This window comes from Pseudomonas sp. G3-19 (assembly GCF_054855875.1).
In genome coordinates, this window is the sequence record NZ_JBMPIQ010000003.1 from 2,385,585 (window position 1) to 2,411,977 (window position 26,393).

Here is a 26,393-nt window from a genome sequence, read left to right on the forward strand (position 1 = left end):
TTCGAAACCTTAGACAGTTGCCGAATAATTTTCTGAATAAGCTTTTAGCACTTTTTGAGTTTCACCATCCATGCGTATTTTTCCTTTTTCCAGCCAGATTGTTCGCTCACAAAAATCACTTACCAAATCAGGCGAGTGACTCGAAAAAACAAGAATTTTACCTTGAGTCATAAATTTCTTCATGCGCTCTTGGGCTTTGTGAGCAAAGTTTATGTCACCAGCACCCATAACTTCATCAAGCAAAAGGACTTCGGGGTTAATAGCAGTCGACACAGAAAACGCCAAACGTATAAACATACCTGCAGAATAGGTACGAACTGGGTAATTTAAAAACTCACCCAATTCTGAAAACTCCGCAATTTCTTGCATTTTGGCTTTAATTTCTTTGGGTTTCAGACCTAATAAGAGCGCCCGGATTTTTATATTATCCCAACCAGACTGATTCATCTCAAAGCCTGTAGCGAACTCAAACATTGGGCATACATGACCAAGTGTTTGAGCAGTGCCGCTGGTAGTTGGATAAATTCTAGCCATTACCTTCAACAAGGTGCTTTTACCCGCACCATTCAAGCCAATCAGGCCTACACGCTCCCCTCGCGCTACTGAAAGATTCACATTTGAAAGAGCGTTAATTGTATATTCTTGAGTATTAGCCGTTCCTGGACGACGCAATACTGCATTTTTCATTCGTCCGAGGAAATCTGTCCGACCAGTGAACACCACACTTGCATCTCGCAAATCTATTGAAATATCGCTCATAACATGTAAACCACTTTTTTATCCATTTTAGATGCAAGCAAAATGCAGACGACCCACAGGAGCGACAAGTAAGCGGCACAAAAAATATAGTCTTGCTTGACTGCAAATGTACCTTCTAAAATTGGAAATCTAATAACATCCACTAAATAATACAGCGGATTATATTTATAAACAAAATCCAAACCACGATCTTTAAGCATCGTCACAGGAAACATAATCGGCGTAACAAAAAATAACACCTGAAAAATCCCTGTTAAAGCATGAGGCAGATCCCTAAAACGAGCAGACAAATACGCACTGAGAGTAATGTGCCCCAGGCCTGCGGCCAAAAGAATTCCGAGACCCGGCAACGCATATAACCAGCCTATGGGCTTGAAGCGTTCAAAGACTAATAACGTACCCGCCAGCGCGACAACACCAACCAACATAACCGCGAACAGCGCGACCAACACACGGAGCAGATAAATTTGTTTTGGAAACGAGAACTGCTTTATATAGCCTTCAGACCCCACAAACGCATAGCCACCTTCAACAAACGAGGCAACTAAAAACCCCCAAATAATCAGGCCGCACGTGAGGTAAGGAAGAAATTCCTCCATGGGTTGCTTTAGCAAAACGCCATAAACTACACCAGCACCTAGAACCATCATTGCCAGGTTTATCAGAATCCAAAGTGGGCCGATCGCCGATCTGCGAAAACGAGCCTTAATATCCTGAAGTCCCATGTATAGCCATACACGCCACTCAAGAAGCGATTTTATTGCACCGGATATAAAACTATTCTGACTGATCATCTAAAGCCTATTTAGCTCAAGCACTATTAATTCACCCTTACGGGAAACTTCGTTGAAGCCCAGCTTTTCGTATAACTTTATAGCCCTGACATTTTCATCCAGAACTTCTAGAAATACATTTTCAAGCGAAAGCTGCTGCCAACATGTTTCAATCAACAGTTGGCAGCCTCGCTTGATATAGCCTTTACCTGCATTGTCCGGCGCAGCTAGAAAGCGGCCCACTTCGGCTCGCTTTCGTTCCAAATCCACGCCATAGACAGCACATTGCCCTACCAACTCACCATCTGCCTCGATAACAAACACAAAATCGTCAGACTTTTTTTGATAGGATTCGAACCACTTTACGTGGCTGTCCCATTCAATGATGTTCGAGTTAATAAACCATCGGCGGTTTTCGTCCCTGTTTCTCCAGGCCAGAGTGGCTGGTAAATCAGCTACTTCTAGTAGACGGATCCCGACGACTTCATCAGATGTTGAGTAGAGGGTAGGTTTCATTTTGCGTACTTGGCTACCAGTTGAGATACGGTGTCAACATCGGCTTTGCTTAGACCCATATGCACCGGCAACGAAATGATTTCCTGAGAGGCCAGCGCTGCTTTAGGGCAAGAGCCATTACCATGCGCGTACATGCGGTATTCCGTGTTATCACGGTAATGCACGCCTGGGTACACTTGATGTTCATTGAGTGCGAGCATCAGCTCTTCACGGTTTTTGACACGAATTTGCACCAGGTGAGTCGACGATTCACATTCTGGATTAATGTCGATAAACCGTACCTTGTCGTTACCAGCTAGGTTTTCGCGGTACCAGTTAGCGATTTGGCGGCGGTAGGCGTTATCACGATCCAAATACTTCAATGCCACCAGACCCATTACTGCCATGATCGAGTTGCCGTGGTACTTGAAGCCTACTTCTTCAACATCATACATCCACTTATACGCGCCCTGAGCGGCAGTACGTGCATAAGTATCCTTGTTGATGCCCAGCCAGCTCATCTTGCGAACACGCTCGTCATCTTCCGCGTTTTTGAAGCAGATCATGCCGGAGTCAGCGGTTGCCAGATTTTTTACAGCCTGGAAGCTGAACACCACAACGTCCGCTTCCGGACATACGTGACGTCCATTAATACGGGTGCCGGACATGTGGGCAGCATCGAGAATCAACGCGATGTTGCGCGCCTTGCAAATTTCAACAATTTTCTGGTACTGACCGACATTGCCGCCAATACCTACAAAGATCAGTGCTTTGGTCTTGTCAGTAATGCGCTGCTCGACGCTTGCAGGATCCAGACACAGCGAGTCATCAACATCCGCAAATACAGGCTTCAGACCTGCGCAGAGAATCGCGTGGTTAGTGGATACGAAAGTAAGAGGAGTAGTAATGACCTCTGCATCATCGTCCCAGCCGTTCTTTGTCTTGAACAGTCTGAAAGCCAATTCAAGACCCACAGTATTCGACGAAAGAAAATGTGCGTGCGGCAGTCCGGTGTAGGACTTCCATGCTTCTTCCATCTCAACAGTTTTAAAACCTAATCCAGTCCAGCCTTTCTCAAGACATTCACGAATACCTTCAAGGCATTCGTCGACACGAAAGTTAGGTACAAACAGTTGAATTGACATGTATTTAGCCTCGAATTACAAGTGCTGTGCGATTTTAAGTTTTGGTTCAGGTATATTTTTCACAGAACGGGCCGAAATCTGGTCTGTTCTGCTGTTTGCAAATCAGTGACTCTCGTGTTCCAAGAGACGCTTAAGATACTTTCCATATCCGTTTTTGATCAATGGAGCCGCCAACGCGAGTAATTGCTCGTCCGAAATCCACCCCTTGCGCCATGCCAGTTCTTCAGGGCAAGCGACTTTGAGGCCTTGTCGGTTTTCCAACGTTGCAATGAAATGACTCGCCTCAAGAAGAGACTCATGAGTTCCCGTATCCAACCAGGCATAGCCCTTTCCCATGATTTCTACCGAGAGGCTGTTGCGCTCTAGATAGACGCGGTTCACATCCGTGATTTCCAGTTCGCCACGCTCAGAAGGCTTGATGCTTTTAGCGATTTCTACAACATCGGCATCATAGAAATACAGACCAGTCACAGCGTAGCTGGATTTGGGCACTGATGGCTTTTCTTCCAGGCTGATAGCCTTGCCTGACTTATCAAACTCAACAACGCCGTAGCGCTCAGGGTCGTTTACATGATATGCAAATACACTGGCTCCACTATCACGCTGCATTGCATTTGCCAGAAGTTCCTGGAAATCATGCCCATGATAAATATTATCGCCAAGCACCAACGCACATGCACTACCGTCGAGAAACTCCTCGCCGATAATGAAAGCTTGTGCCAGCCCGTCCGGAGAGGGCTGGACAGCGTAGCTTAAATTGATACCCCACTTTGCGCCGTCACCAAGAAGCTGCTCGAAACGAGGCGTATCCTGTGGCGTGGAAATAATCAATATATCTCTGATCCCCGCCAGCATTAATGTGCTGAGGGGGTAATAAATCATCGGCTTATCGAAAACCGGAAGGAGCTGCTTTGAAATTGCGAGGGTTGCTGGATGCAAACGCGTACCAGAGCCACCCGCTAGAATTATACCTTTACGATACATAATCATCCCTGCCTAGCTATATCAGAAAGCGTTCTTTTCACACAAATCTTCCAGTCCGGAATACTTATATTGAACACATCTTGAATTTTACTATTATCGAGTCGCGAATTTTTGGGTCTAATTGCTTTAGTAGGATACTCAGAACTGCTAACCGCACGGATATCGAGTTCAGAACAACTCAACTTAATGCCCAATCCAATTGCTTCAGACACTAAATAACAAGCATATTCATACCAACTTGCAAATCCCGACGCCACCAAGTGATAAACTCCACTCAGATCTTCAGAGTTTGTACCATTTACAATTCGGTAAAGACAAAGTGCAGTGACATCAGCAACGAGCGAGGCACTTGTTGGCGCGCCAGTTTGATCATCCACCACTGAGAAACTGTCTCTGGTCTCCGCTAGACGCAGTATTGTTTTTGCAAAATTACTTCCCCGCGAAGAGTGAATCCAACTCGTCCTCAACAGCAGATAATTACACCCACTTGCAATAACTGCACACTCACCATTGGCCTTTGATCTTCCATAGACACTCAGAGGATTAGGAACATCCTCCTCAGAATACGGAAGCACCGCCACACCATCAAAGACATAATCCGTTGAATAATGAACCAGCCAAACGTTATTAAGCGAAGCATACTCCGCTAACACTTTAACTAAATCAAAATTGATTTTCTGGGCTTCATCTTCGAAAGACTCAGCCAAGTCGACCGCATTGTAGGCCGCTGCGTTGACGATAACATCAGGGCGCTCATGCTCCAGATAAGTTGACAAGGCTTCTAGATCAGTCAAGTCAACTTTGCTGCGATCACAAGGCACTACGTTTCCAAGTGGGGACAGAGAGCGTTGCAACTCCCAACCTACTTGTCCATTACTCCCAAGCAGCACAATTTTTCTCATACGTACTGCCTGCTTACCCACTCTCGATAAGCACCGCTCGTGACGTTACCTACCCACACCTGGTTGTCGAGGTACCATTCGACAGTCTTTCGAATACCCGTTTCGAAAGTCTCCGCCGGCTTCCAGCCCAATTCACGCTCAAGCTTCCGAGCGTCAATTGCGTAGCGGCGATCGTGGCCTGGACGGTCTGTCACATACGCGATCTGCTGGTTATATGGCTGGCCATCGGCACGTGGGCGCAACTCGTCCAGCAAACTGCAAACAGTGTGTACGATCTCGAGGTTTGGCTTCTCGTTCCATCCGCCAACGTTGTAGGTTTCGCCAACCACCCCAGCTTCCAATACACGACGAATAGCGCTGCAATGGTCTTTGACATAGAGCCAATCACGAATTTGTTGACCGTCGCCATAAACAGGCAATGATTTACCGGCAAGCGCGTTGACGATCATCAACGGGATGAGTTTTTCCGGGAAATGATAAGGCCCGTAGTTATTCGAGCAGTTGGTGGTCAGTACGGGCAAACCATAGGTGTGATGGTAGGCGCGTACCAAGTGGTCACTGGCAGCCTTACTTGCAGAGTAGGGACTATTCGGCTCGTACTGATGAGTTTCGGTGAACGCCGGATCATCTTTAGCCAGCGAGCCATAGACCTCATCAGTGGAAACGTGCAAGAAGCGGAACGCTTCTTTGGCGCCTGACTCGAGCCCGCCCCAATAGGCGCGCACTGCTTCCAGAAGGCGGAAGGTGCCGACGATGTTTGTTTCGATGAAATCTTCCGGACCATGAATAGAGCGGTCGACGTGCGATTCAGCAGCGAAATTCAAGATCGCACGTGGCTTATGCTCGTTCAACAGGCGAGCTATCAGCTCACCATCACCGATATCGCCCTGCACAAATACGTGGCGCACATCTTTGTCCAGACTGGCCAGGCTTTCCAGGTTGCCCGCATAAGTCAGCTTGTCCAGGTTGATCACCTGTTCATCCGACTGCGCCAGCCAGTCCAGTACAAAGTTCGCCCCGATAAAACCGGCCCCGCCGGTGACTAAGATGGTCATAAATTTAGATCTTTTTCAGTCGAACTACGAGAATAAGCCCCAGGTTTCCAAGCAGTGTCTGCCGGTAGATACCAGCCCGCTGGAATCCTAGGATTCTTGAGAAGAGTTTCTGCTTGCGTGCTTTTTTGAAGCGATCCAACGTCACCTGGTGCTCAGGGCTCAGACGATGATGCATTGCTTCGAGCGCTTTGATGATCTGATCATTCCACTTGCTGAACCGGCCCTGGTAAATCAGCGGTATGCGCTTGAGACGCGCAGACCAACCGGAGTTTCCACCAATCAGGTTTTCGTCGTGCTGGCGATACAACAACGCCGGTTCAGGATCGTAATGAACCTCGCCCCCCGCCCCGGAAACAAGCAAATAAGCCCACCAATCGTGACATGGAATATCCACGTCATAGCCTGCCTCAAGCAAAAGCTTTTGGGCCGCCCTATTGAATACCATGGTGTTACCGCCACCAATGCTTTGAACGAGAGCGTTCGAGAAACGTGGTGGAAGGCTAAACCGGGGCGAATACCCAAACGAATCACCTGTTTCACCGATCAGCTCTGTGCGACCACAGTACAACGCAGGGACATCACCGGGGATACCCTGCAGCCAATCAAGTGCCTTCTGGAGTTTGAAATCCTTCCAGATGTCGTCTTGATCAGACCAGGCAAAGAAGTCCGCATCGATATCCGCTCGGCAGGCGAGAGACAGGAAATTGGCTACAAACCCTCTTTTGGGGCCTGTCGCAATGTGGACGCGCTCTGCGCCCACCTTGACTTGAAATGCTTTCAGGATTGCCAGTGTCGCGTCCTGAGAACCATCGTCGGAAACATATAGTTTCCAATTGCGATACGTCTGACGCTCGAGCGAGTCGAGTTGCTCAGCGAGAAATGATGCGCCGTTGTATGTACACATAAGAATTGCGACGTCCGCAAGACGCTCGCCAGCTACCTGGGCGGCATTATCTGTACCAAAACTCTGGCTGGAAACCGTCACAAAATCCCTCTTTGCACGAACCGTCGCCCCGCAAAGAGCGCCATCACTTATAAAAAAGCCAATCAGTATTTGCTTTTGTTCTTAGCAAGCAATGCTACATTCTACATCAATTGATGCAACGCACACTTAAAAAAGCGACGACAGCCACCACCATCAGCGCTTGCCTCGCCCTCACTCTGCAGTGCTTGCGAAAACGAATGCAGTCTGACCGAAACGAGCCGTATCGCCCCACCCCGCACGCCATGCTGACAAAAAAAATCCTGCCTCCCGACCTGAGAATCTGACAGCTTTAAGGGATGGCGAAATGGACAGGCCGCAAGAATGCGGAGGTATGCATCATCTGCGCCTTGTACACCGCATGATGAAACCACCACGGATCACCCGGGAGGCGATCACTGAACTCATAATAATTTTTTAGACTTTCAGCCTTTATTTTTTACCAGCATTTTTAGCCAGCAAACAAAAAAGAATAATACTTTATCGCGCATCCGACGCCGGCAACTCCACGCACTGAACGATAGCCTGAGCATTTGCAAACCATGCAATGGGAGCCAACTCGCTACAAAAGGATCAAACTCCTGCCCCGTTAGTCGAGCAATGAGTTGCACCTGACTGAACCACCAACCATCATGAATAGTTTTGTATCGAGAAATTAAAGACCGAAGCCCCGTATTGGCACCTACTTGATTACGATCGTGCTGCCGATACAGCATAGAAGGCACTGGATCGATATACCAACGATATCCATGACTCCGTGCGTATGCGTAGAAAAACCAATCATGCAGACTCACGCCCTGTAAAGCTTCCCAATTCGCAAGCACCGAAGATTTAATGGACTGCGACAACCTGCTGCTAAAGACATAAGTACAGCCCGGACCAGCCGCCTCAAACAGATAATCCCATTTAACTTGAGACTGAGCTTTATCCAACAAACGCGTCTTACCATCTAACCAGAAAGCAGTGACATTACTGGAATATGCATCAACCTCCTGCCGCCCGAGGCCGACCACAGCGCGCTGCAACTTATCAACGCACCAGATATCATCCTGATCAGCAAAAGCAACAAAATCAAACCCGTCGAATTCAACATCACGAATCAGTCGAAAAAAGTTGCGCGACGCACCACCAAACTTTCCGGCATCGGGCAGTACAATGACATTCGACACTCTCGTTGCCAGCGCCGCACACCAAGCTTCCGTGCCATCAGTGGAAGGATCGATACTAATATATACGCTAACATCCACCCCGGACTGAGCAAAAATCGAAGCAATTTGCTCTTCAATCCACTGCATGCCATTGTAAGCGGCCAACAAGACCGCAACTTTTGGTATTTTCCCTGACATGCCATCCCACTTGTAACGTTAAACTTGAAAACTGAAAACCTCAGACAACAAGCCCGCACTGAAACTTTCCGAAGATTTAAATGCGCATAGCGTATACACACCAGCGAGCTTCAATACCGCTAGCATAGAAGAACGTAAAACGCTGACTTGCAGCTGATCGAAAACGGAGTCATCGCAGCGGGAGATCAAGACCACTAAAAATCAACCCGGAGGAGCGCTTCAACCGTTAAGCAACCATTCACACCTTAAGCCTAGCCAGCCCTAGGTGCATTGTCACAACTTAAACAAAACGCTTGCGCGCACGCTTAGCAAAACGCCCCAGAAACCAGGCGAGCATCGGCCCCACAAGCATTCCAATCAGCAATGCCGCGATCACAACGAGGGAGATGGGCAGCTGAGGCACAGACCATCCGAGAAACAACAACGACACTGACTGCTGATTTTCCAGCACGAAAGCCAGGATCACCAGCACCGACAAAAGAACGAAAACACCAAAAAATATACGTTTGAGATTACGCACCTACGCCCCCTTGATAATTAGTAGCGCGGATCAAACGCCTTCCTCCTCTTCCTCATTCACCCGGTCACGCAGCTCCTTGCCCGGCTTGAAATGCGGAACGAATTTGCCGTCGAGACTAACCGACTGACCAGTCTTTGGATTGCGACCGACGCGCGGCGCACGATAGTGCAGGGAGAAGCTGCCAAACCCACGGATCTCGATGCGATCACCAGTGGCCAGACATTGGGACATTTGTTCAAGCATGGTCTTGATGGCCAGCTCCACATCCTTGGATGAGAGTAGCCCTTGATGGGTGACAATTCGTTCGATCAACTCCGACTTCGTCATATTTTTCCCTTCTTTTTCAAGCAGCTAGATCAGCGCTTGAAAGGTTTTAGCACGCCCGGAAGATTTTGAACAGCCCAGGGATTGACATATCTTCCTTGGCGCCGAAACGCCTGTTTTCAGTGCACAAAAGCACAAGCCGAAGCAGCACACACTCAACGGCACATGACCAGCATGGTTCGAGTGACGTAGCCTGCGGGATTGAAGCCAAACGGATATTCATCTTCATCCTTGGCCTGATCAGATCGGGTGATTACCCTGTAACCCGCGCCCTTGCACTCCTTCGCTGCGCGCTTTTGGCATTTCTCCCACCCCGAACCCAGACCAGAGCAGTCGATCTCGATACCGCTGACGCCACGCACAGCATGCGTTTTGGCACTTGTGGTGCAGCCAGCCAGTACCAACACCGCAATCAAGACAATAAATCTGTTCATCCACTTCCTTATGCCAGGCAACGCCCGACTACTGCACGACTAATACCCAGCTTAGTCGCGAATAGGCGATTGATCCGATTAAAGAAACAGACAACCCGCTGAAGTGATTGGTTTCACCGTAGCCTCGATACACGCAAACCGCGGCGCGCACCGCCACCAAATCGCAGGCACAAAAAAGGGCGACCGAAGTCGCCCTTTTTCATGATCAAGCAGAACTTAGTTCTGTTTGGCCATTGCTTGACGCAGCAGTGCCGCCATAGTGGTGTCAGCTGCTTCACCTTCCGGAGCTGCTTTCAGGCTCTGGATGGCTTCTTTCTCTTCAGCATCGTCTTTCGACTTGATCGAGAGCTGGATTACGCGGCTCTTGCGGTCAACGCTGATGATCTTGGCTTCAACTTCCTGGCCTTCTTTCAGAACGTTGCGCGCGTCTTCAACGCGGTCACGGCTGATTTCAGAGGCTTTCAGGGTTGCTTCGATGTCGTCGGCCAGAACGATGATGGCGCCTTTGGCGTCAACTTCTTTCACGGTACCGGTCACGATAGCGCCCTTGTCGTTAACCGAGACGTACTCGGAGAACGGATCGCTTTCCAGTTGCTTGATGCCCAGGGAGATGCGCTCGCGCTCTGGGTCAACCGACAGGATGACGGTGTCCAGCTCGTCGCCCTTCTTGAAACGACGTACGGCTTCTTCGCCCACTTCGTTCCAGGAGATGTCGGACAGGTGAACCAGACCGTCGATGCCGCCGTCCAGACCAATGAAGATACCGAAATCGGTGATCGACTTGATGGTGCCGGAGATCTTGTCGCCCTTGTTGAACTGGCCAGAGAAGTCTTCCCATGGGTTCGACTTGCACTGCTTGATGCCCAGGGAGATACGACGACGCTCTTCGTCGATGTCCAGAACCATGACTTCCACTTCGTCGCCGACTTGTACGACTTTCGAAGGGTGGATGTTCTTGTTGGTCCAGTCCATTTCCGAAACGTGTACCAGACCTTCAACGCCTTCTTCCAGCTCAGCGAAGCAGCCGTAGTCGGTCAGGTTGGTTACACGAGCGGTAACGCGAGTGCCTTCTGGGTAACGGGCTTTGATAGCAACCCATGGATCTTCGCCCAGTTGCTTCAGGCCCAGGGAAACACGGTTGCGTTCGCGATCGTATTTCAGAACCTTGACGTCGATTTCGTCACCAACGTTGACGATTTCGGAAGGATGCTTGATACGCTTCCACGCCATGTCGGTGATGTGCAGCAGGCCGTCCACGCCACCCAGATCGACGAATGCGCCGTAATCGGTGAGGTTTTTGACGATACCTTTGACTTGCTGGCCTTCCTGCAGGGATTCCAGCAGAGCTTCACGCTCGGCGGAGTTCTCGGCTTCCAGGACGCTGCGACGGGAAACGACAACGTTGTTGCGCTTCTGGTCCAGCTTGATGACCTTGAATTCCAGCTCTTTGCCTTCCAGGTGCGTGGTGTCGCGCACTGGACGGACGTCAACCAGGGAACCTGGCAGGAACGCACGGATGCCGTTAACGTCGACAGTGAAGCCGCCTTTAACCTTACCGTTGATAACGCCCTTGACCACTTCCTCAGCTGCGAAGGCTGCTTCCAGAACGATCCAGCATTCAGCGCGCTTGGCTTTTTCACGGGACAGCTTGGTTTCACCGAAACCGTCTTCAACCGAGTCCAGAGCAACGTGAACTTCGTCACCGACATTGATAGTCAGGTCGCCAGCGTCGTTGTAGAACTGTTCCAGCGGGATGAGTGCTTCAGACTTCAGGCCAGCGTGAACGGTTACCCAGCGAGCCTGGTAATCGATATCAACGATAACACCGGTGATGATGGAGCCTGCCTGAAGGTTCAGGGTCTTTAGGCTTTCTTCAAAGAGTTCCGCAAAGCTTTCGCTCATTTTAATTCCTGTAGATGAGGGCGAAGAATACGCCCATCTCCACACCCCAGACGGTGTGGGTTAGTTTCATTTAAAAGAAGCGCTGCAGGACTATGACTGGTCCCCTGCGGCCTTCTTGGTCACCCGGCGATATCGCGAATGGCGATCTCGCTCATGATGCGTTCAAGCACCTGATCGATGGACAACTCCGTGGAATCCAGCTGTATCGCATCAGCCGCCGGCTTGAGCGGGGCTACTGCGCGCTGGGTATCACGCTCGTCGCGTGCACGGATCTCATCTAGCAGACTCGACAGACTAACACCCTCGACTTTGCCCTTCAACTGCAAATATCGGCGGCGAGCCCGTTCCTCGGCACTGGCAGTGAGGAAAATCTTCAGCGGCGCATCCGGAAAAACCACTGTGCCCATGTCGCGACCGTCGGCCACCAGGCCCGGCGCTTCCTGGAAAGCACGCTGGCGCTGCAGCAGCGCCTCGCGTACCGCCGGCAATGCGGCCACCTGAGAAGCGCCGGAGCCGACGCTTTCAGTACGGATGACATCGCTGACTTCATCGCCTTCCAGAATGATGCGCTGCAGCTGACCGTCGGTCGCCGCGATGAACTGCACATCCAGATGAGCGGCCAGTTTCTTCAGCAGCTCTTCATTGGTCAGGTCGACACCATGATTGTGCGCAGCGAACGCCAGCAGGCGATACAGCGCACCGGAATCCAGCAGGTTCCAGCCCAGACGCTTGGCCAGAATCCCGGCGACCGTGCCTTTGCCCGAACCGCTTGGCCCATCGATGGTGATGACCGGTGCAATGTTTTTCACGACTGAGCCTCTTGAACCACGCGAATGCCGACCTGCGCGCACAGCGCGAGGAAGTTCGGGAACGACGTCGCGACGTTGGCGCAATCATGGATGCGGATCGGTGCAGTGGCGCGCAGCGAAGCGACGCTGAAAGCCATGGCGATACGGTGATCACCGTGACCATGCACTTCGCCGCCACCGATCTGGCCGCCATCAATGATGATGCCGTCCGGAGTCGGCTGGCATTTGACGCCCAGCGCCAGCAAGCCGTCCGCCATGACTTGAATGCGATCCGATTCCTTGACCCGCAGCTCTTCGGCACCGGTCAGCACGGTACGACCTTCGGCACAGGCCGCCGCCACGAACAGCACCGGGAATTCGTCGATGGCCAGTGGCACCAACGCTTCCGGAATCTCGATACCCTTGAGTTTAGCAGCGCGCACGCGCAGGTCAGCCACTGGCTCGCCGCCAACTTCACGCTGGTTTTCCAGAGTGATGTCCGCGCCCATCAGACGCAGAATGTCGATGACGCCGGTACGGGTCGGGTTGATGCCAACGTGCTCCAGCACCAGCTCGGAACCTTCTGCGATCGACGCCGCCACCAGGAAGAACGCCGACGACGAGATGTCGCCCGGCACTTCGATATGGGTCGCCGTCAGCTTGCCGCCGGACTCGACCGACGCGGTGGCGCCATCGACGCTTACCGGGTAGCCAAAACCGCGCAGCATGCGCTCGGTATGGTCACGGGTCGGCGCCGGCTCGGTCACGGTGGTCTTGCCTTCGGCGTACAGACCCGCCAGCAGCAGGCAGGACTTCACCTGAGCACTGGCCATCGGCATGGTGTAGGTCAGACCCTTGAGTTTGTGCCCGCCACGAATGGTCATCGGCGGTCGACCTTCGGCAGCGGTTTCGATCACAGCGCCCATTTCACGCAGCGGATTGGCCACACGATTCATCGGACGCTTGGACAGCGACGCATCGCCGGTCAGGGTGCTGTCGAAGCTCTGCGCGGCCAGCAGGCCGGACAACAGACGCATCGAGGTGCCGGAGTTACCCAGATAGATCGGACCCGGCGCAGGCTTCAGACCGTGCAGGCCGACGCCGTGAATGGTCACACGACCGTGGTGCGGGCCTTCGATGACCACGCCCATGTCGCGAAATGCCTGCAAGGTCGCCAGGGCATCTTCGCCCTCGAGGAAACCCTCAACCTCGGTCACGCCTTCGGCCAGCGAGCCGAGCATGATCGAGCGGTGGGAAATCGATTTGTCACCTGGTACGCGAATCCGACCGGACAGGCGGCCACCAGGTTGAGCCAGGAAAATCAGATCGTTGGAATTCATAGCGTCCACATAGGCCCTGCGGGCCAGGATTTTACTGAAATGCTCGCGGGCAACCCGGGCGCGCGTGAAGACGCCCAACAATTGGTGCCCATCCCCTGCATCGACCGCGTCGCGCAAGGCGTCGAGGTCGCTGCGAAATGTATCGAGTGTGCGCAGGACAGCCTCGCGGTTGGCGAGGAAGATGTCGTGCCACATCACCGGGTCGCTTCCGGCGATTCTTGTGAAATCGCGGAAACCGCCCGCAGCGTAACGGAAGATCTCAAGGTTTTCATTGCGTTTGGCCAACGAGTCGACCAGACCGAAGGCCAACAGGTGCGGCAGATGACTGGTCGCAGCCAGCACTTCATCGTGGCGCTCGACCTGCATGTGCTCGACGTCGGCACCCAGTTCGCGCCACAAGCGATCGACCACCGCCAGTGCGGCCGGGTCGGTCTGCTCGAGCGGCGTCAGAATCACCTTGTGCCGACGGAACAGCTCAGAGTTGGAAGCTTCCACCCCGCTCTGCTCGGAGCCGGCAATTGGATGGCCCGGCACGAAGCGCGCTGGCATACCGCCGAACGCCTCGGTCGCCGCGCGCACCACATTGCCCTTGGCGCTGCCGACATCGGTCAGAATCGCCTGCCCCAGATCAACGCTCGCCAGACGAGCCAGGACTTTCTCCATGGCCAGAATCGGCACTGCCAGTTGAATCACGTCGGCGCCCTGACACGCAGCGATCAGGTCATCCTCGCAACGATCCACCACGCCCAACTCGACCGCCAGCTTGCGCGATTGCGGGTCGAGATCGACCCCGACCACCTCACGGCAGATACCGCTTTCACGCAAACCTTTGGCAAACGAACCACCGATCAATCCCAGACCGACCACCACAAGGCGACCGATCATAGGTGCAGCAGATTGCAGAGCAGTGACATCACCCACGAGCCAGAACCTTACGCAGCGCTTCGAGGAAGCGGCTGTTTTCCGCCGGCAGACCGATGGTCACCCGCAGGTGGTTCGGCATGCCGTAGTTGGCCACCGGACGCACGATTACGCCTTCACGCAGCAGGCCCTGGAAAATCGGCGCAGCGACCTGACCGAGGTCGACGCAAATAAAGTTGCCTTTGGACTCGATCCAGCTCAGGCCCAACTCACGGAAACCATCCTGCAGCTGCTGCATGCCGGATTCGTTGAGCTGACGGCTTTGCGCCAGATACTCCTCGTCCTTCAACGCCGCACAGGCCGCGGCCAGGGCCAGGCTGTTGACGTTGAACGGCTGGCGCACGCGGTTCAGCACGTCCGCCACCACCGCAGTGGACAGGCCATAACCGACGCGCAGCGCCGCCAGACCGTAGGCCTTGGAGAACGTGCGCGATACCAGCAGATTCGGGTACGCCGCGAGAAAATCCAGACCGTCCGGCAGATCGCTGCCTTCGGCGTATTCGATGTACGCCTCGTCCAGCACCACCAGCACGTGCTCCGGCACGTCCTGCAGGAACTCGTCCAGCGCTTCGGCGCCGAACCAGGTGCCGGTCGGGTTGTTCGGATTGGCGATGAACACCACGCGGGTGTTGGCGTCGATGGCTGCGAGCATCGCAGGCAAGTCGTGCCCCCAATCCTTGGCCGGAACCACTTTGGCCTGCGCACCGACAGCCTGGGTAGCGATCGGGTAGACAGCGAACGCGTGCTCACTGAACACGGCGTTCAGGCCCGGCGCCAGATAGGCGCGCGCCACCAGCTCGAGAATGTCGTTGGAGCCGTTGCCCAGGGTCACCTGGTTCAGCTCGACGCGGCACTGCTCGGCCAGCAGCGATTTCAGCGCGAAGCCGTTGCCGTCCGGATAACGGGTCAGCTCAGCCAGCTCTTCGCGGATCGCCGCCAAGGCTTTCGGACTAGCGCCCAGCGGGTTTTCATTGCTTGCCAGTTTGACGATCTTTGCCGGATCCAGATCCAGCTCGCGCGCCAGTTCGTCCACAGGCTTGCCCGGAACGTACGGCGAAAGTTGTTGCACGCCCGGCTGTGCCAGAGCGAGGAAGTTGCCACTCATTTGCTACCGCCCCTTAGAGAACTGCTTTCGGGTAGGAACCCAGCACTTTGAGTGCTACTGCTTCCTGACTGATCTTTTCCAGCACACCTTTGATCAGCGGATCACGGTGGTGGCCGACGAAGTCGATGAAGAACACGTAGGTCCATTTGCCGCTGCGCGACGGACGGGTTTCGATCCGGGTCAGGTCGATCCCGTTGTCATGGAACGGCACCAGCAGCTCGTGAAGCGCGCCGGGCTTGTTGCTCATCGAGACGATGATCGAAGTCTTGTCGTCGCCGGTCGGCGGCACTTCCTGGTTACCGATCATCAGGAAGCGCGTCGAGTTGTCCGGACGGTCTTCGATCTTCTCGGCCAGACGCGTCAGGCCGTACAAGCCTGCGGCCATGTCACCGGCAATCGCCGCCGAATTCCACTCACCCTTGACCCGCTTCGCCGCTTCAGCGTTGCTCGACACCGCCACGCGCTCGACATTCGGGTAATGCGCGTCCAGCCACTTGCGGCACTGAGCCAGCGACTGGGCGTGGGAGTAGATGCGGCTGATGCTGTCGGTCTTGGTGTTTTCACCGACCAACAGGTGATGGTGGATGCGCAGTTCGACTTCGCCGCAGATCACCATGTCGTGTTCGAGGAAGCTGTCGAGGGTGTGGTTGACCGCGCCCTCGGTGGAGTTTTCCACCGGCACCACGCCAAAATTCACCGCACCCGCCGCCACTTCACGGAACACTTCGTCGATTGCCGCCATCGGTTTGCTGATCACCGCGTGACCGAAGTGCTTCATGGCCGCCGCCTGGGTGAAGGTGCCTTCAGGGCCGAGGTAAGCCACTTTCAATGGCTGCTCGAGCGCCAGGCACGAAGACATGATTTCGCGGAACAACCGCGCCATCTCTTCGTTGCCCAGCGGCCCCTGATTGCGCTCCATCACCCGCTTGAGCACCTGAGCTTCACGCTCGGGACGATAGAACACCGGCACTTCGCCTTCGGCCAGCGAGGCCATCTTTACTCGCGCAACTTCCTGGGCGCAGCGGGCGCGTTCGCTGATCAGCTCGAGGACCTTGCTGTCCAGAGCGTCGATGCGAACGCGCAGTGCCTTGAGTTCTTGCTCGGACATCAGCCGTGTTCCTTCTCGAATTCAGCCATGTACGCCACCAGCGCGTTGACGGCGTTGATGTCGACGGCGTTGTAGATGGAGGCGCGCATGCCGCCCACGGAGCGGTGGCCCTTGAGGTTGAGCAAGCCGCGCTCGTCGGCACCGGCCAGGAACGGCTTGTCCAGACGATCGTCCGCCAGACGGAACGGCACGTTCATCCACGAGCGGTCCGACTTGTTGATCGGGTTGCTGTAGAGGCCGCTGGCATCGATGAAGTCGTACAGCGTGCGCTGCTTGACGTCATTGAGCTTGGCAATCGCTTCAACGCCGCCCTGCTCCTTCAGCCACTGGAACACCAGGCCGGAGAGGTACCAGGCCAGGGTCGGCGGGGTGTTGTACATCGAGCCGTTATCGGCCGCGACCTTGTAGTTGAGCATGGTCGGGCACAGCGAACGCGCCTTGCCCAGCAGGTCTTCGCGGATAATGTTGACGACGATGCCGCTCGGGCCGATGTTCTTCTGCGCGCCGGCGTAGATCATGCCGAACCGCGAGATATCGACCGGACGCGAGAGAATGTCCGACGACATGTCGGCCACCAGCGGTACGTCGCCGGTTTCCGGGATCCACTGGAATTCCAGACCACCGATGGTTTCGTTCGGCGCGTAGTGAACGTAAGCGGCGTCTTTCGACAGATTCCACTCGTTCTGGCCCGGAATGGCGAAATAGTCGTATGGCTTGGCGGTGGCGGCAACGTTGACGTGGCCGTAGCGCGAGGCTTCTTCGATGGCTTTCTGCGACCAGATACCGGTGTCGATATAGTCGGCGCTGCCGCCTTCAGGCAGCAGGTTCAGCGGAATCTGCGCAAACTGCTGGCTGGCGCCGCCTTGCAGAAACAGCACTTTATAGTTCGACGGGATATTCAGCAGGTCACGCAGGTCCTGCTCGGCCTGGGTGGCAATAGACACGAACTCATCACTGCGATGACTCATTTCCATGACCGACAGACCCTTGCCATGCCAATCAAGGAGTTCACCCTGGGCACGTTGCAGGACAGCTTCAGGAAGCGCCGCAGGACCGGCACAGAAGTTATAGGCTCGCTTGCTCACATCCAATCTCGCTCTGATTTGGTGGTATCACATATCAGTCGGCGCCGATCCTGTGGGAGCGAGCTTGCTCGCGAAGGCGGACTGACATTCAACAACGATGTCGCCTGTTGCTCCGCTTTCGCGAGCAAGCTCGCTCCCACAGGGTTCGTCATGGGCGCCGATATTTCATACCGGACAAATAACAAGGGGGCGAATTTTCATCCGCCCCCTCGCTTGTCCGCTTATTCCTGCGGCTCTTCGTCAGCTGCGGCGTCGAGTTGCTGGTCCTCGGCAACGTCGTCGATCACGACATCCCCCTCGAACCCGGCACCCTCTTCACCTTCAAGCTCTTCGCCTTCGACTTCCGATGGCTCCTGAACCCGCTCCAGACCGACCAGGGTTTCGTCCTTGGCAAGTTTGATCAAGGTCACGCCCTGGGTGTTACGGCCCAGGCTCGACACTTCGTCGACACGGGTGCGCACCAGAGTGCCCTGATCGGAGATCAGCATGATTTCTTCGCCATCGAGCACCTGAACCGCACCGACCAGACGGCCGTTACGCTCGTTGCTGACCATGGCGATCACGCCCTGGCCGCCACGCTTGTACTCAGGGAACTCGGTGATCGCGGTACGCTTGCCATAACCACGCTCGGAAGCGGTGAGGATCTGGCTGCCTTCTTCCGGGATCAGCATCGAAATCAGCTTCTGCCCTTCCGGCAGACGCATGCCGCGCACACCACGTGCGGTACGGCCCATGGCACGCACGTCAGACTCTTTGAAGCGCGTCACTTTGCCGCCGTCGGAGAACAGCATCACTTCGCGCTCGCCATCGGTGATGGCCGCAGAGATCAGCACGTCGCCTTCGTCCAGCTCCAGCGCGATCAGACCGACGCTGCGCTGACGGCTGAAGGATTCCAGCGGGGTCTTCTTCACGGTGCCGTTGGCGGTCGCCATGAAGATGTAGTGACCTTCGGTGTATTCCTCGACCGGCAGCATGGTGGTGATGTATTCACCGTCATCCAGCGGCAGCAGGTTGACCAGCGGGCGACCACGGGCGGCACGGGACGCTTCCGGAATTTCGTAAGTCTTCAGCCAGTACACCTTGCCTTTGCTGGAGAACAGCAGCAGCGTGGTGTGACTGTTGGCCACCAGCAGGTGAGCAATGTAGTCCTCATCCTTGACGCCGGTCGCCGATTTGCCTTTGCCGCCACGGCGCTGAGCCTGGTAAGCAGCCAGTGGCTGAGTCTTGGCGTAGCCACCGTGGGAGATGGTCACGACGCGCTCTTCTTCCGGGATCATGTCACCCAGGGTCAGATCGAGACGCGCATCGAGAATCTCGGTGCGACGTACGTCGCCGTATTCGGCGCGGATCACTTCCAGCTCTTCGCGGATCACTTCCATCAGGCGCACGGCGCTGTTGAGGATGCGGATCAGCTCGCCGATCTGGTTGAGAATCTCTTGATACTCGGCCAGCAGCTTCTCGTGCTCCAGACCGGTCAGACGGTGCAGACGCAGTTCCAGAATGGCTTGCGCCTGTTCTGGCGACAGGAAGTATTTGCCTTCGCGCAGACCGTATTGCGGATCGAGATTTTCCGGACGGCACGAATCGGCGCCGGCACGTTCAACCATCGCGACTACGGCGCTGGATTCCCAAGGGGTGCTGACCAGTGCTTCTTTCGCTTCCGACGGAGTCGGCGACGCCTTGATCAGAGCGATCACCGGGTCGATGTTCGACAGGGCAACGGCCTGACCTTCGAGGATGTGACCACGCTCGCGAGCCTTGCGCAGCTCGAACACGGTACGACGGGTGACCACTTCGCGACGGTGACGGACGAAGGCTTCCAGCAGATCCTTGAGGTTCAGGATGCGCGGACGGCCGTCGATCAGCGCGACGATGTTGATGCCGAATACCGATTGCAGCTGGGTCTGGGCGTAGAGGTTGTTGAGGATCACCTCAGGCACTTCGCCGCGACGCAGCTCGATCACGACGCGCATACCGTCCTTGTCGGACTCGTCGCGCAGCTCGGTGATGCCTTCAAGCTTCTTCTCTTTGACCAGCTCGGCGATCTTCTCGATCAGACGCGCCTTGTTCAGCTGATACGGGAGTTCGGTGATGACGATCTGCTGACGACCACCGACCTTGTCGATGTCTTCGATGATCGATCGGGCACGCATGTAAATGCGGCCGCGACCGGTGCGGTAGGCTTCGATGATGCCGGCACGACCATTGATGATCGCGGCCGTCGGGAAGTCCGGACCGGGGATGTATTGCATCAGCTCATCGACGGTCAGCTCTGGGTTGTCGATGAGGGCCAGGCAACCGTCGATGACTTCACCGAGGTTGTGCGGCGGAATATTGGTCGCCATGCCCACGGCGATACCGCTGGAACCGTTGACCAGCAGGTTCGGGATGCGCGTCGGCATCACCGCCGGGATCATTTCGGTGCCGTCGTAGTTCGGCACCCAGTCCACGGTTTCTTTATGCAGGTCAGCCAGCAGCTCGTGCGCCAGCTTGGTCATGCGCACTTCGGTGTATCGCATGGCCGCGGCGTTGTCGCCGTCCACCGAACCGAAGTTGCCCTGACCGTCAACCAGCAGGTAGCGCAGGGAGAAAGGCTGAGCCATGCGGACGATGGTGTCGTACACCGCGGTATCACCGTGCGGGTGATACTTACCGATCACGTCACCGACAACACGGGCAGATTTCTTGTACGGCTTGTTGAAGTCGTTGCCCAGCTCGCTCATCGCGAACAGTACGCGACGGTGCACGGGCTTGAGGCCATCGCGCGCATCCGGCAGTGCACGGCCGACGATTACGCTCATCGCGTAGTCGAGGTAGGACTGTTTCAGCTCGTCTTCGATATTGACCGGGAGGATTTCTTTGGCCAGTTCGCCCATGAGAAGCCTGATTCCTTTTTCTGGTGAAACTTCGTCATATCCATATGGGATGTACGAAGCTCGTCGGGGCAGGCTGAGTGCCATGCGCCGACTTACGACAAATCAACAAATCGAACCGTGGATTTGCGCAGTAAAGACAGCTCCGTGAAGCTGCCTCGGAAAACGCCGGATGTTATCACAAGAGCCGCCACGCACCTATCCCCCAGATGCGCATGGAGCATAGTTAGTTGACCGGTGACAGGCGTAAAGGGGACGAGAGAGGCTCAGAGCTTCTTTGAATGCAGATTTGGGGCTTGATTTGGAGATGTTTATTGACTTTGATGGCCCCATCGCGAGCAGGCTCACTCCTACAGGGTTTGCGTTCGACACCAATCAATGTAGGAGCCAGCCTGCTGGCGATGGCGTCCTTTCAGACGCCACAGCCCATCAATGCAGGCGCTTGCGGCACATCAACTGAGCCATTTTCGCCGTATCCGGCCGCTCGACGATGCCCTTTTCAGTGACGATCGCATCGATCAGATCCGCCGGCGTCACGTCAAACACCGGGTTGAACACCTCGACATCCGCCCCCACGCGCTTGCCACCCACCTCCAGCAACTCGGCGCCGTCACGCTCCTCGATCGGAATGTCGTCGCCACTGGCCAGGTGCATGTCGATGGTCGAACTCGGCGCCACCACCATGAAACGCACGCCGTGGTGCATGGCATTGACCGCCAGTTGATAGGTGCCGATCTTGTTCGCCACGTCGCCATTGGCAGTGATGCGGTCAGCGCCGACGATCACCCAAGTCACGCCCTTGGTTTTCATGATGTGCGCAGCAGCCGAATCGGCATTCAGCGTCACCGGGATGCCTTCGTTCGCCAGCTCCCACGCGGTCAGGCGCGAACCCTGCAGCCATGGCCGGGTTTCATCGGCATAAACCCGCTCGACCATGCCTTCCAGGTACGCCGCACGAATCACCCCCAGCGCGGTACCGAAACCGCCAGTGGCCAGGGCGCCGGTATTGCAGTGGGTGAGAATCGCCTGGGCATTGCCCTGATGCTTGCGGATCAGATCGACGCCGAGCTGGGCCATGGTCAGGTTGGCTTCGCGGTCGCTCTCATGAATGGCAATGGCTTCGGCTTCCAGCGCCACCAGCGGATCGACATTGTCCTTCAGACGATCGAGCCGATCGTGCATGCGATTCAACGCCCAGAACAGGTTGACCGCCGTCGGGCGGGAATCCGCCAGCAGGGCGAAATCCTCTTCCAGCGCCGCGTACCAGTCGCCGCCTTCAGCCACGCGGGCGCGGGCCGCCAGCACAATGCCATAGGCCGCGCTGATGCCGATGGCCGGTGCGCCACGCACCACCATCGAACGAATCGCCTCAGCCACACCGGCAGCGCTGGTGTAGGCAATCCAGGTTTCCTCGAACGGCAAAATACGCTGATCCAGCAGGTGGAGCGCGCCATCTCGCCAATCGATGGCCTTTACTTTCTCCGCAGCCAACAGTCGATCGCGCATCCCTCACCCCGCACTCATGAACAAAAGCCGCCGATTATAGCGATCCCCCCGCGAAGACGCTCGGGTATACTTCGCCATCCTTTACAAAAGCACTGGAACCGACCCTCGATGCCGAAACCTGCCATTGCGCTCGACTTATTATTGCTGCCGACCTGGCTGGTACCCGTCGAACCCGCAGGCGTTGTGCTCAAGGAGCATGGCCTGGGCATTCGCGACGGTCGCATCGTGTTTATCGGCCCGCGCGCCGAAGCATTGAAGTGTAACGCCACTGAAGTCCGCGAATTGCCGGACGTGCTGCTCAGCCCGGGCCTGATCAACGCTCACGGGCATGCGGCGATGACCCTGTTCCGTGGCCTGGCCGATGATCTGCCGCTGATGACCTGGCTGGAAAACCACATCTGGCCGGCCGAAGCCAAATGGGTCGATGAAGAGTTCGTCCGTGATGGCACTGACTTGGCGATTGCCGAGCAGATCAAGGGTGGCATCAGCTGTTTCTCGGATATGTATTTCTTCCCGAAAGTCGCCAGTGAGCGCGTGCACAACAGCGGCATTCGCGCGCAGATCGCGATTCCGATCCTCGATTTCCCGATCCCCGGCGCCAGCAGCGCCGATGAGGCCATTCGTCAGGGCGTCGAGCTGTTCGGCGATCTGAAGCATCACGAACGGATCAAGATCACCTTCGGCCCGCATGCACCCTACACCGTGGGCGACGAGAACCTGGAAAAAATCCGCGTGATCGCCGAAGAGCTGGACGCGTCGATCCATATGCACGTCCACGAGACCGCCTTCGAAGTCCAGCAATCGCTGGAGCATCGCGGCGAGCGGCCACTGGCCCGCCTCGGTCGTCTCGGCCTGCTGGGCCCGCGCTTCCAGGCGGTGCACATGACCCAGATCAGCGATGACGATCTGGCATTGCTGGTAGAAAGCAACACCAGCGTGATCCACTGCCCGGAATCGAATCTGAAGCTGGCCAGCGGGTTCTGCCCGGTGGAGCGCCTGTGGCAGGCTGGCGTGAACGTCGCCGTCGGCACCGATGGCGCGGCGAGCAACAACGACCTCGACCTGCTCGGCGAAACCCGCACCGCCGCGCTGCTGGCCAAAGCCGTCGCCGGCTCGGCCACCGCGCTGGACGCCCATCGTGCGCTGCGCATGGCCACGCTCAACGGCGCACGGGCCTTGGGCATCGAGGCGCAGGTCGGTTCGCTGGAGATCGGCAAGGCTGCGGACATTGTCGCTTTCGACCTGTCCGGCCTGGCTCAGCAACCGGTCTATGACCCGGTGTCGCAGCTTATTTATGCCACCGGCCGCGACTGCGTGAAACACCTGTGGGTCGCCGGCAAACAGTTACTCGACGACCGGCGCCTGACCCGTCTGGACGAACAACAGCTGGGCGCCACCGCCCGGGCCTGGGGCCAGCGCATCAGCGGCCACACCGAATCGTAAACACACCGGAGCAGACTCCGCGGCTACAGCCCTTTTCAAGTTTTTCGAGGAATAGATCATGAGCAACGTCGACCACGCCGAAATCGCCAAATTCGAAGCCCTGGCCCATCGCTGGTGGGACCGTGAAAGCGAGTTCAAACCGCTGCACGACATCAACCCGCTGCGCGTCAACTGGATTGACGAGCGGGTCAATCTGGCCGGCAAGAAAGTTCTCGACGTCGGTTGCGGCGGCGGCATCCTCAGCGAAGCCATGGCCCAGCGCGGCGCCACTGTCATGGGCATCGACATGGGCGAAGCGCCACTGGCGGTTGCGCAACTGCATCAGCTGGAGTCAGGCGTCAGCGTCGAATACCGGCAGATCACCGCCGAAGCCCTGGCTGAAGAGATGCCCGAGCAGTTCGACGTCGTGACCTGCCTGGAAATGCTGGAGCACGTACCAGACCCGTCGTCGGTGATCCGCGCCTGCTACCGCATGGTCAAGCCCGGCGGCCAGGTGTTCTTTTCGACCATCAACCGCAACCCGAAGGCGTACCTGTTCGCCATCATCGGCGCCGAATACATCATGAAGCTGCTGCCGCGCGGCACCCACGACTTCAAGAAATTCATCCGCCCGTCCGAGCTGGGCGCCTGGAGCCGCATCGCCGGCCTGACCGTCAAGGACATCATCGGCCTGACCTACAACCCGCTGACCAAGCACTACAAGCTGGCCAGCGACGTTGACGTCAACTACATGATCCAGACCCTGCGCGAGGAGTAAGCCGATGGCCATCAGAGCAGTCCTTTTCGATATGGACGGCACCCTGCTCGACACCGCGCCGGATTTCATCGCCATCTGTCAGGCGATGCGCGCGGATCGCGGCTTGCCGCCGATGAACGACAAGCACATCCGCGACGAAATCTCCGGCGGCGCCAAAGCCATGGTCGCGGTGACGTTCTCGATGGACCCGGAATCGCCGGGCTTCGAGGAACTGCGTCAGGAATTCCTCGAGCGTTATCTGGCCGGGTGCGCGGTACACAGCAAGCTGTTCGACGGCATGGGCGAGCTGCTGGCCGACATCGAGCGGGCCAACCTGATCTGGGGCGTGGTCACCAACAAACCGGTGCGGTTCGCCGAGCCGATCATGCAACAGCTGGGGTTGGCCGAGCGCTCGGCGCTGCTGATCTGCCCGGATCACGTGAAAAACAGCAAGCCGGATCCGGAGCCGCTGATCCTCGCGTGCAAGATGCTTGATCTGGATCCGTCGACGGTTTTGTTTGTGGGCGATGATCTGCGCGATATCGAGTCGGGCCGCGATGCCGGCACCAAGACCTGCGCCGTGACCTACGGCTATATCCACCCGGACGACAACCCGCGGCACTGGGGCGCGGACGTGGTGGTGGATCATCCGCTGGAATTGCGCAAGGTGCTCGACAGCGCGCTGTGCAGCTGCTGAAAACGGCCTTTGTGGCGAGGGGATTTATCCCCGATGGGTTGCGAAGCAGCCCCCGCAATCTTTCAGGTCGATTCGATATGCAGGTTTACGACTGCTTCGCAGCCGGTCGGGGATAAATCCCCTCACCACAAGGAAGCAGGTCTTCATGAATGGATTGTGAGGTTCTTATGTTCGATTACACCGCCCGTCCCGAATTGCTCAAGGATCGGGTCATTCTGGTCACCGGTGCCGGTCGTGGCATCGGTGCGGCTGCCGCGAAAACTTACGCCGCTCACGGCGCCACCGTGCTGCTGCTGGGCAAGACCGAAGCCAATCTGACTCAGGTCTACGACGAGATTGAAGCGGCGGGGCATCCACAACCGGCAGTGATCCCGTTCAACCTCGAGACCGCCCTGCCCCATCAATACGATGAGCTGGCGGCAATGATCGAAACCGAGTTCGGCCACCTCGACGGCCTGCTGCACAACGCCTCGATCATCGGCCCGCGCACGCCGATCGAGCAGCTGTCGGGCGAAAACTTCATGCGTGTCATGCAAGTCAACGTCAACGCCATGTTCATGCTGACCAGCACCCTGCTGCCGCTGCTCAAGCTGTCGCAGGATGCCTCGGTGGTGTTCACCTCCAGCAGCGTCGGACGCAAGGGCCGGGCCTACTGGGGCGCTTACGGAGTATCGAAGTTCGCTACCGAAGGCTTGATGCAAACCCTGGCCGATGAAGTCGATGGCGTGGCACCCGTGCGCTCCAACAGCATCAACCCGGGCGGCACGCGTACCAGCATGCGTGCACAGGCCTATCCGGGAGAAAACCCGCTGAACAATCCGACCCCGGAAGAGATCATGCCGGTGTACCTGTACCTGATGGGCCCTGACAGCGCCGGCATCAATGGCCAGGCATTCAACGCGCAATAACTGCCATACGTCGCTTTTGTTGCCGTGGCGAATTACCGTCGCGGCACACAATTGCCGCTTCCCACCGTCACACTTCAGTCAAATATCCGCCACCCGCCCTCAAAGCAAAAAGCCATCCTGTTGATTCATAAAGGTTTTAATAAACCTGAACCGAATGGCACGACTTTCGCTCTAATTTTCCTCAAAGCATGCCGTGTGAAGGCACTGGGGCAAGGCCGATTTCGATAGCTGACTAATCGTCATCCGGCAGACTAAACTTACG

At 56.1% G+C, this 26,393-nt stretch carries 24 protein-coding genes; 4 read left to right on the forward strand and 20 right to left on the reverse strand.

The features are described from left to right. Positions 1 to 9: 9 nt before the first annotated feature. The 20 genes from ACOYXI_RS10960 to mtnA form a co-directional block, all read right to left on the reverse strand. Complete coding sequence (locus ACOYXI_RS10960) at positions 10 to 759, reverse strand: ABC transporter ATP-binding protein (protein ID WP_167734166.1); 750 nt, start codon at positions 757 to 759, stop codon at positions 10 to 12. Further along, positions 756 to 1,553 carry an ABC transporter permease gene (locus ACOYXI_RS10965; RefSeq protein WP_134787039.1) on the reverse strand — a complete coding sequence of 266 codons (798 nt, stop codon included), beginning with the start codon at positions 1,551 to 1,553 and terminating at the stop codon, positions 756 to 758. Before ACOYXI_RS10965 ends, ACOYXI_RS10960 begins: the two co-directional genes overlap by 4 nt. Next, entirely contained in the window at positions 1,554 to 2,048 is a 495-nt protein-coding gene (locus ACOYXI_RS10970; protein WP_134787040.1) for a GNAT family N-acetyltransferase, read from the reverse strand. After that, positions 2,045 to 3,172, reverse strand: a complete 1,128-nt coding sequence (locus tag ACOYXI_RS10975; protein ID WP_134787041.1) for a DegT/DnrJ/EryC1/StrS family aminotransferase — start codon at positions 3,170 to 3,172, stop codon at positions 2,045 to 2,047. Before ACOYXI_RS10975 ends, ACOYXI_RS10970 begins: the two co-directional genes overlap by 4 nt. A 102-nt stretch (positions 3,173 to 3,274) precedes the next feature. After that, positions 3,275 to 4,156 carry a glucose-1-phosphate thymidylyltransferase RfbA gene (rfbA, locus tag ACOYXI_RS10980; protein ID WP_461674838.1) on the reverse strand — a complete coding sequence of 294 codons (882 nt, stop codon included), beginning with the start codon at positions 4,154 to 4,156 and terminating at the stop codon, positions 3,275 to 3,277. Between the two features lie 2 nt (positions 4,157 to 4,158). Continuing rightward, positions 4,159 to 5,058 carry a dTDP-4-dehydrorhamnose reductase gene (gene rfbD / locus ACOYXI_RS10985; RefSeq protein ID WP_134787043.1) on the reverse strand — a complete coding sequence of 300 codons (900 nt, stop codon included), beginning with the start codon at positions 5,056 to 5,058 and terminating at the stop codon, positions 4,159 to 4,161. Further along, positions 5,055 to 6,113: a dTDP-glucose 4,6-dehydratase gene (rfbB, locus tag ACOYXI_RS10990; protein WP_103368353.1), complete on the reverse strand. Its 1,059-nt coding sequence runs from the start codon at positions 6,111 to 6,113 to the stop codon at positions 5,055 to 5,057. The genes rfbD and rfbB overlap by 4 nt, the downstream gene beginning before the upstream one ends. 4 nt (positions 6,114 to 6,117) lie before the next feature. Beyond that, entirely contained in the window at positions 6,118 to 7,098 is a 981-nt protein-coding gene (locus ACOYXI_RS10995; protein WP_461674839.1) for a glycosyltransferase family 2 protein, read from the reverse strand. 422 nt (positions 7,099 to 7,520) lie between these two features. Then, the gene (locus ACOYXI_RS11000; RefSeq protein WP_103368354.1) at positions 7,521 to 8,441 is read right to left on the reverse strand and encodes a glycosyltransferase; all 921 of its coding nucleotides are present in this window, start codon (positions 8,439 to 8,441) and stop codon (positions 7,521 to 7,523) included. Positions 8,442 to 8,721: 280 nt separating this feature from the next. Further along, positions 8,722 to 8,961 carry a lipopolysaccharide assembly protein LapA domain-containing protein gene (locus tag ACOYXI_RS11005; protein ID WP_461674840.1) on the reverse strand — a complete coding sequence of 80 codons (240 nt, stop codon included), beginning with the start codon at positions 8,959 to 8,961 and terminating at the stop codon, positions 8,722 to 8,724. A gap of 30 nt (positions 8,962 to 8,991) precedes the next feature. Then, on the reverse strand, positions 8,992 to 9,288 hold the full coding sequence (gene ihfB / locus ACOYXI_RS11010) for an integration host factor subunit beta (RefSeq protein WP_003189779.1): 297 nt from the start codon (positions 9,286 to 9,288) through the stop codon (positions 8,992 to 8,994). Between the two features lie 152 nt (positions 9,289 to 9,440). Next, a complete protein-coding gene (locus ACOYXI_RS11015; protein WP_027612423.1) occupies positions 9,441 to 9,719 on the reverse strand; it encodes a hypothetical protein in 279 nt (92 codons plus the stop codon). A 216-nt stretch (positions 9,720 to 9,935) separates the two neighbouring features. Then, positions 9,936 to 11,621, reverse strand: a complete 1,686-nt coding sequence (rpsA, locus tag ACOYXI_RS11020) for a 30S ribosomal protein S1 (RefSeq protein ID WP_027612422.1) — start codon at positions 11,619 to 11,621, stop codon at positions 9,936 to 9,938. 119 nt (positions 11,622 to 11,740) lie between these two features. Next, positions 11,741 to 12,430 carry a (d)CMP kinase gene (gene cmk / locus ACOYXI_RS11025; protein ID WP_015093983.1) on the reverse strand — a complete coding sequence of 230 codons (690 nt, stop codon included), beginning with the start codon at positions 12,428 to 12,430 and terminating at the stop codon, positions 11,741 to 11,743. Beyond that, positions 12,427 to 14,634, reverse strand: a complete 2,208-nt coding sequence (locus ACOYXI_RS11030; protein WP_461674841.1) for a bifunctional prephenate dehydrogenase/3-phosphoshikimate 1-carboxyvinyltransferase — start codon at positions 14,632 to 14,634, stop codon at positions 12,427 to 12,429. Before ACOYXI_RS11030 ends, cmk begins: the two co-directional genes overlap by 4 nt. A 28-nt stretch (positions 14,635 to 14,662) precedes the next feature. Continuing rightward, a complete protein-coding gene (hisC, locus tag ACOYXI_RS11035) occupies positions 14,663 to 15,775 on the reverse strand; it encodes a histidinol-phosphate transaminase (RefSeq protein ID WP_003226905.1) in 1,113 nt (370 codons plus the stop codon). Between the two features lie 13 nt (positions 15,776 to 15,788). Beyond that, a complete protein-coding gene (pheA, locus tag ACOYXI_RS11040; RefSeq protein WP_003226907.1) occupies positions 15,789 to 16,883 on the reverse strand; it encodes a prephenate dehydratase in 1,095 nt (364 codons plus the stop codon). Then, entirely contained in the window at positions 16,883 to 17,968 is a 1,086-nt protein-coding gene (gene serC / locus ACOYXI_RS11045) for a 3-phosphoserine/phosphohydroxythreonine transaminase (RefSeq protein WP_027612419.1), read from the reverse strand. The genes pheA and serC overlap by 1 nt, the downstream gene beginning before the upstream one ends. A 221-nt stretch (positions 17,969 to 18,189) precedes the next feature. Next, positions 18,190 to 20,844, reverse strand: a complete 2,655-nt coding sequence (gene gyrA, locus ACOYXI_RS11050) for a DNA gyrase subunit A (RefSeq protein WP_098964976.1) — start codon at positions 20,842 to 20,844, stop codon at positions 18,190 to 18,192. A 426-nt stretch (positions 20,845 to 21,270) separates the two neighbouring features. After that, complete coding sequence (mtnA, locus tag ACOYXI_RS11055) at positions 21,271 to 22,347, reverse strand: S-methyl-5-thioribose-1-phosphate isomerase (RefSeq protein WP_461674842.1); 1,077 nt, start codon at positions 22,345 to 22,347, stop codon at positions 21,271 to 21,273. Positions 22,348 to 22,455: 108 nt separating this feature from the next. Here mtnA and ACOYXI_RS11060 point away from each other — a divergent pair, with 108 nt between their 5' ends. From ACOYXI_RS11060 to ACOYXI_RS11075, 4 genes are all read left to right on the forward strand, one after another. Further along, positions 22,456 to 23,790, forward strand: coding sequence for a TRZ/ATZ family hydrolase (locus ACOYXI_RS11060; protein WP_027612416.1), 1,335 nt, complete (start codon positions 22,456 to 22,458; stop codon positions 23,788 to 23,790). A gap of 58 nt (positions 23,791 to 23,848) precedes the next feature. After that, positions 23,849 to 24,547, forward strand: a complete 699-nt coding sequence (gene ubiG / locus ACOYXI_RS11065; RefSeq protein ID WP_096794918.1) for a bifunctional 2-polyprenyl-6-hydroxyphenol methylase/3-demethylubiquinol 3-O-methyltransferase UbiG — start codon at positions 23,849 to 23,851, stop codon at positions 24,545 to 24,547. A gap of 4 nt (positions 24,548 to 24,551) precedes the next feature. Then, positions 24,552 to 25,223, forward strand: coding sequence for an N-acetylmuramic acid 6-phosphate phosphatase MupP (gene mupP / locus ACOYXI_RS11070; RefSeq protein WP_003226921.1), 672 nt, complete (start codon positions 24,552 to 24,554; stop codon positions 25,221 to 25,223). A gap of 167 nt (positions 25,224 to 25,390) precedes the next feature. Then, the gene (locus tag ACOYXI_RS11075; RefSeq protein WP_065257167.1) at positions 25,391 to 26,131 is read left to right on the forward strand and encodes a YciK family oxidoreductase; all 741 of its coding nucleotides are present in this window, start codon (positions 25,391 to 25,393) and stop codon (positions 26,129 to 26,131) included. Positions 26,132 to 26,393 lie beyond the last annotated feature (262 nt).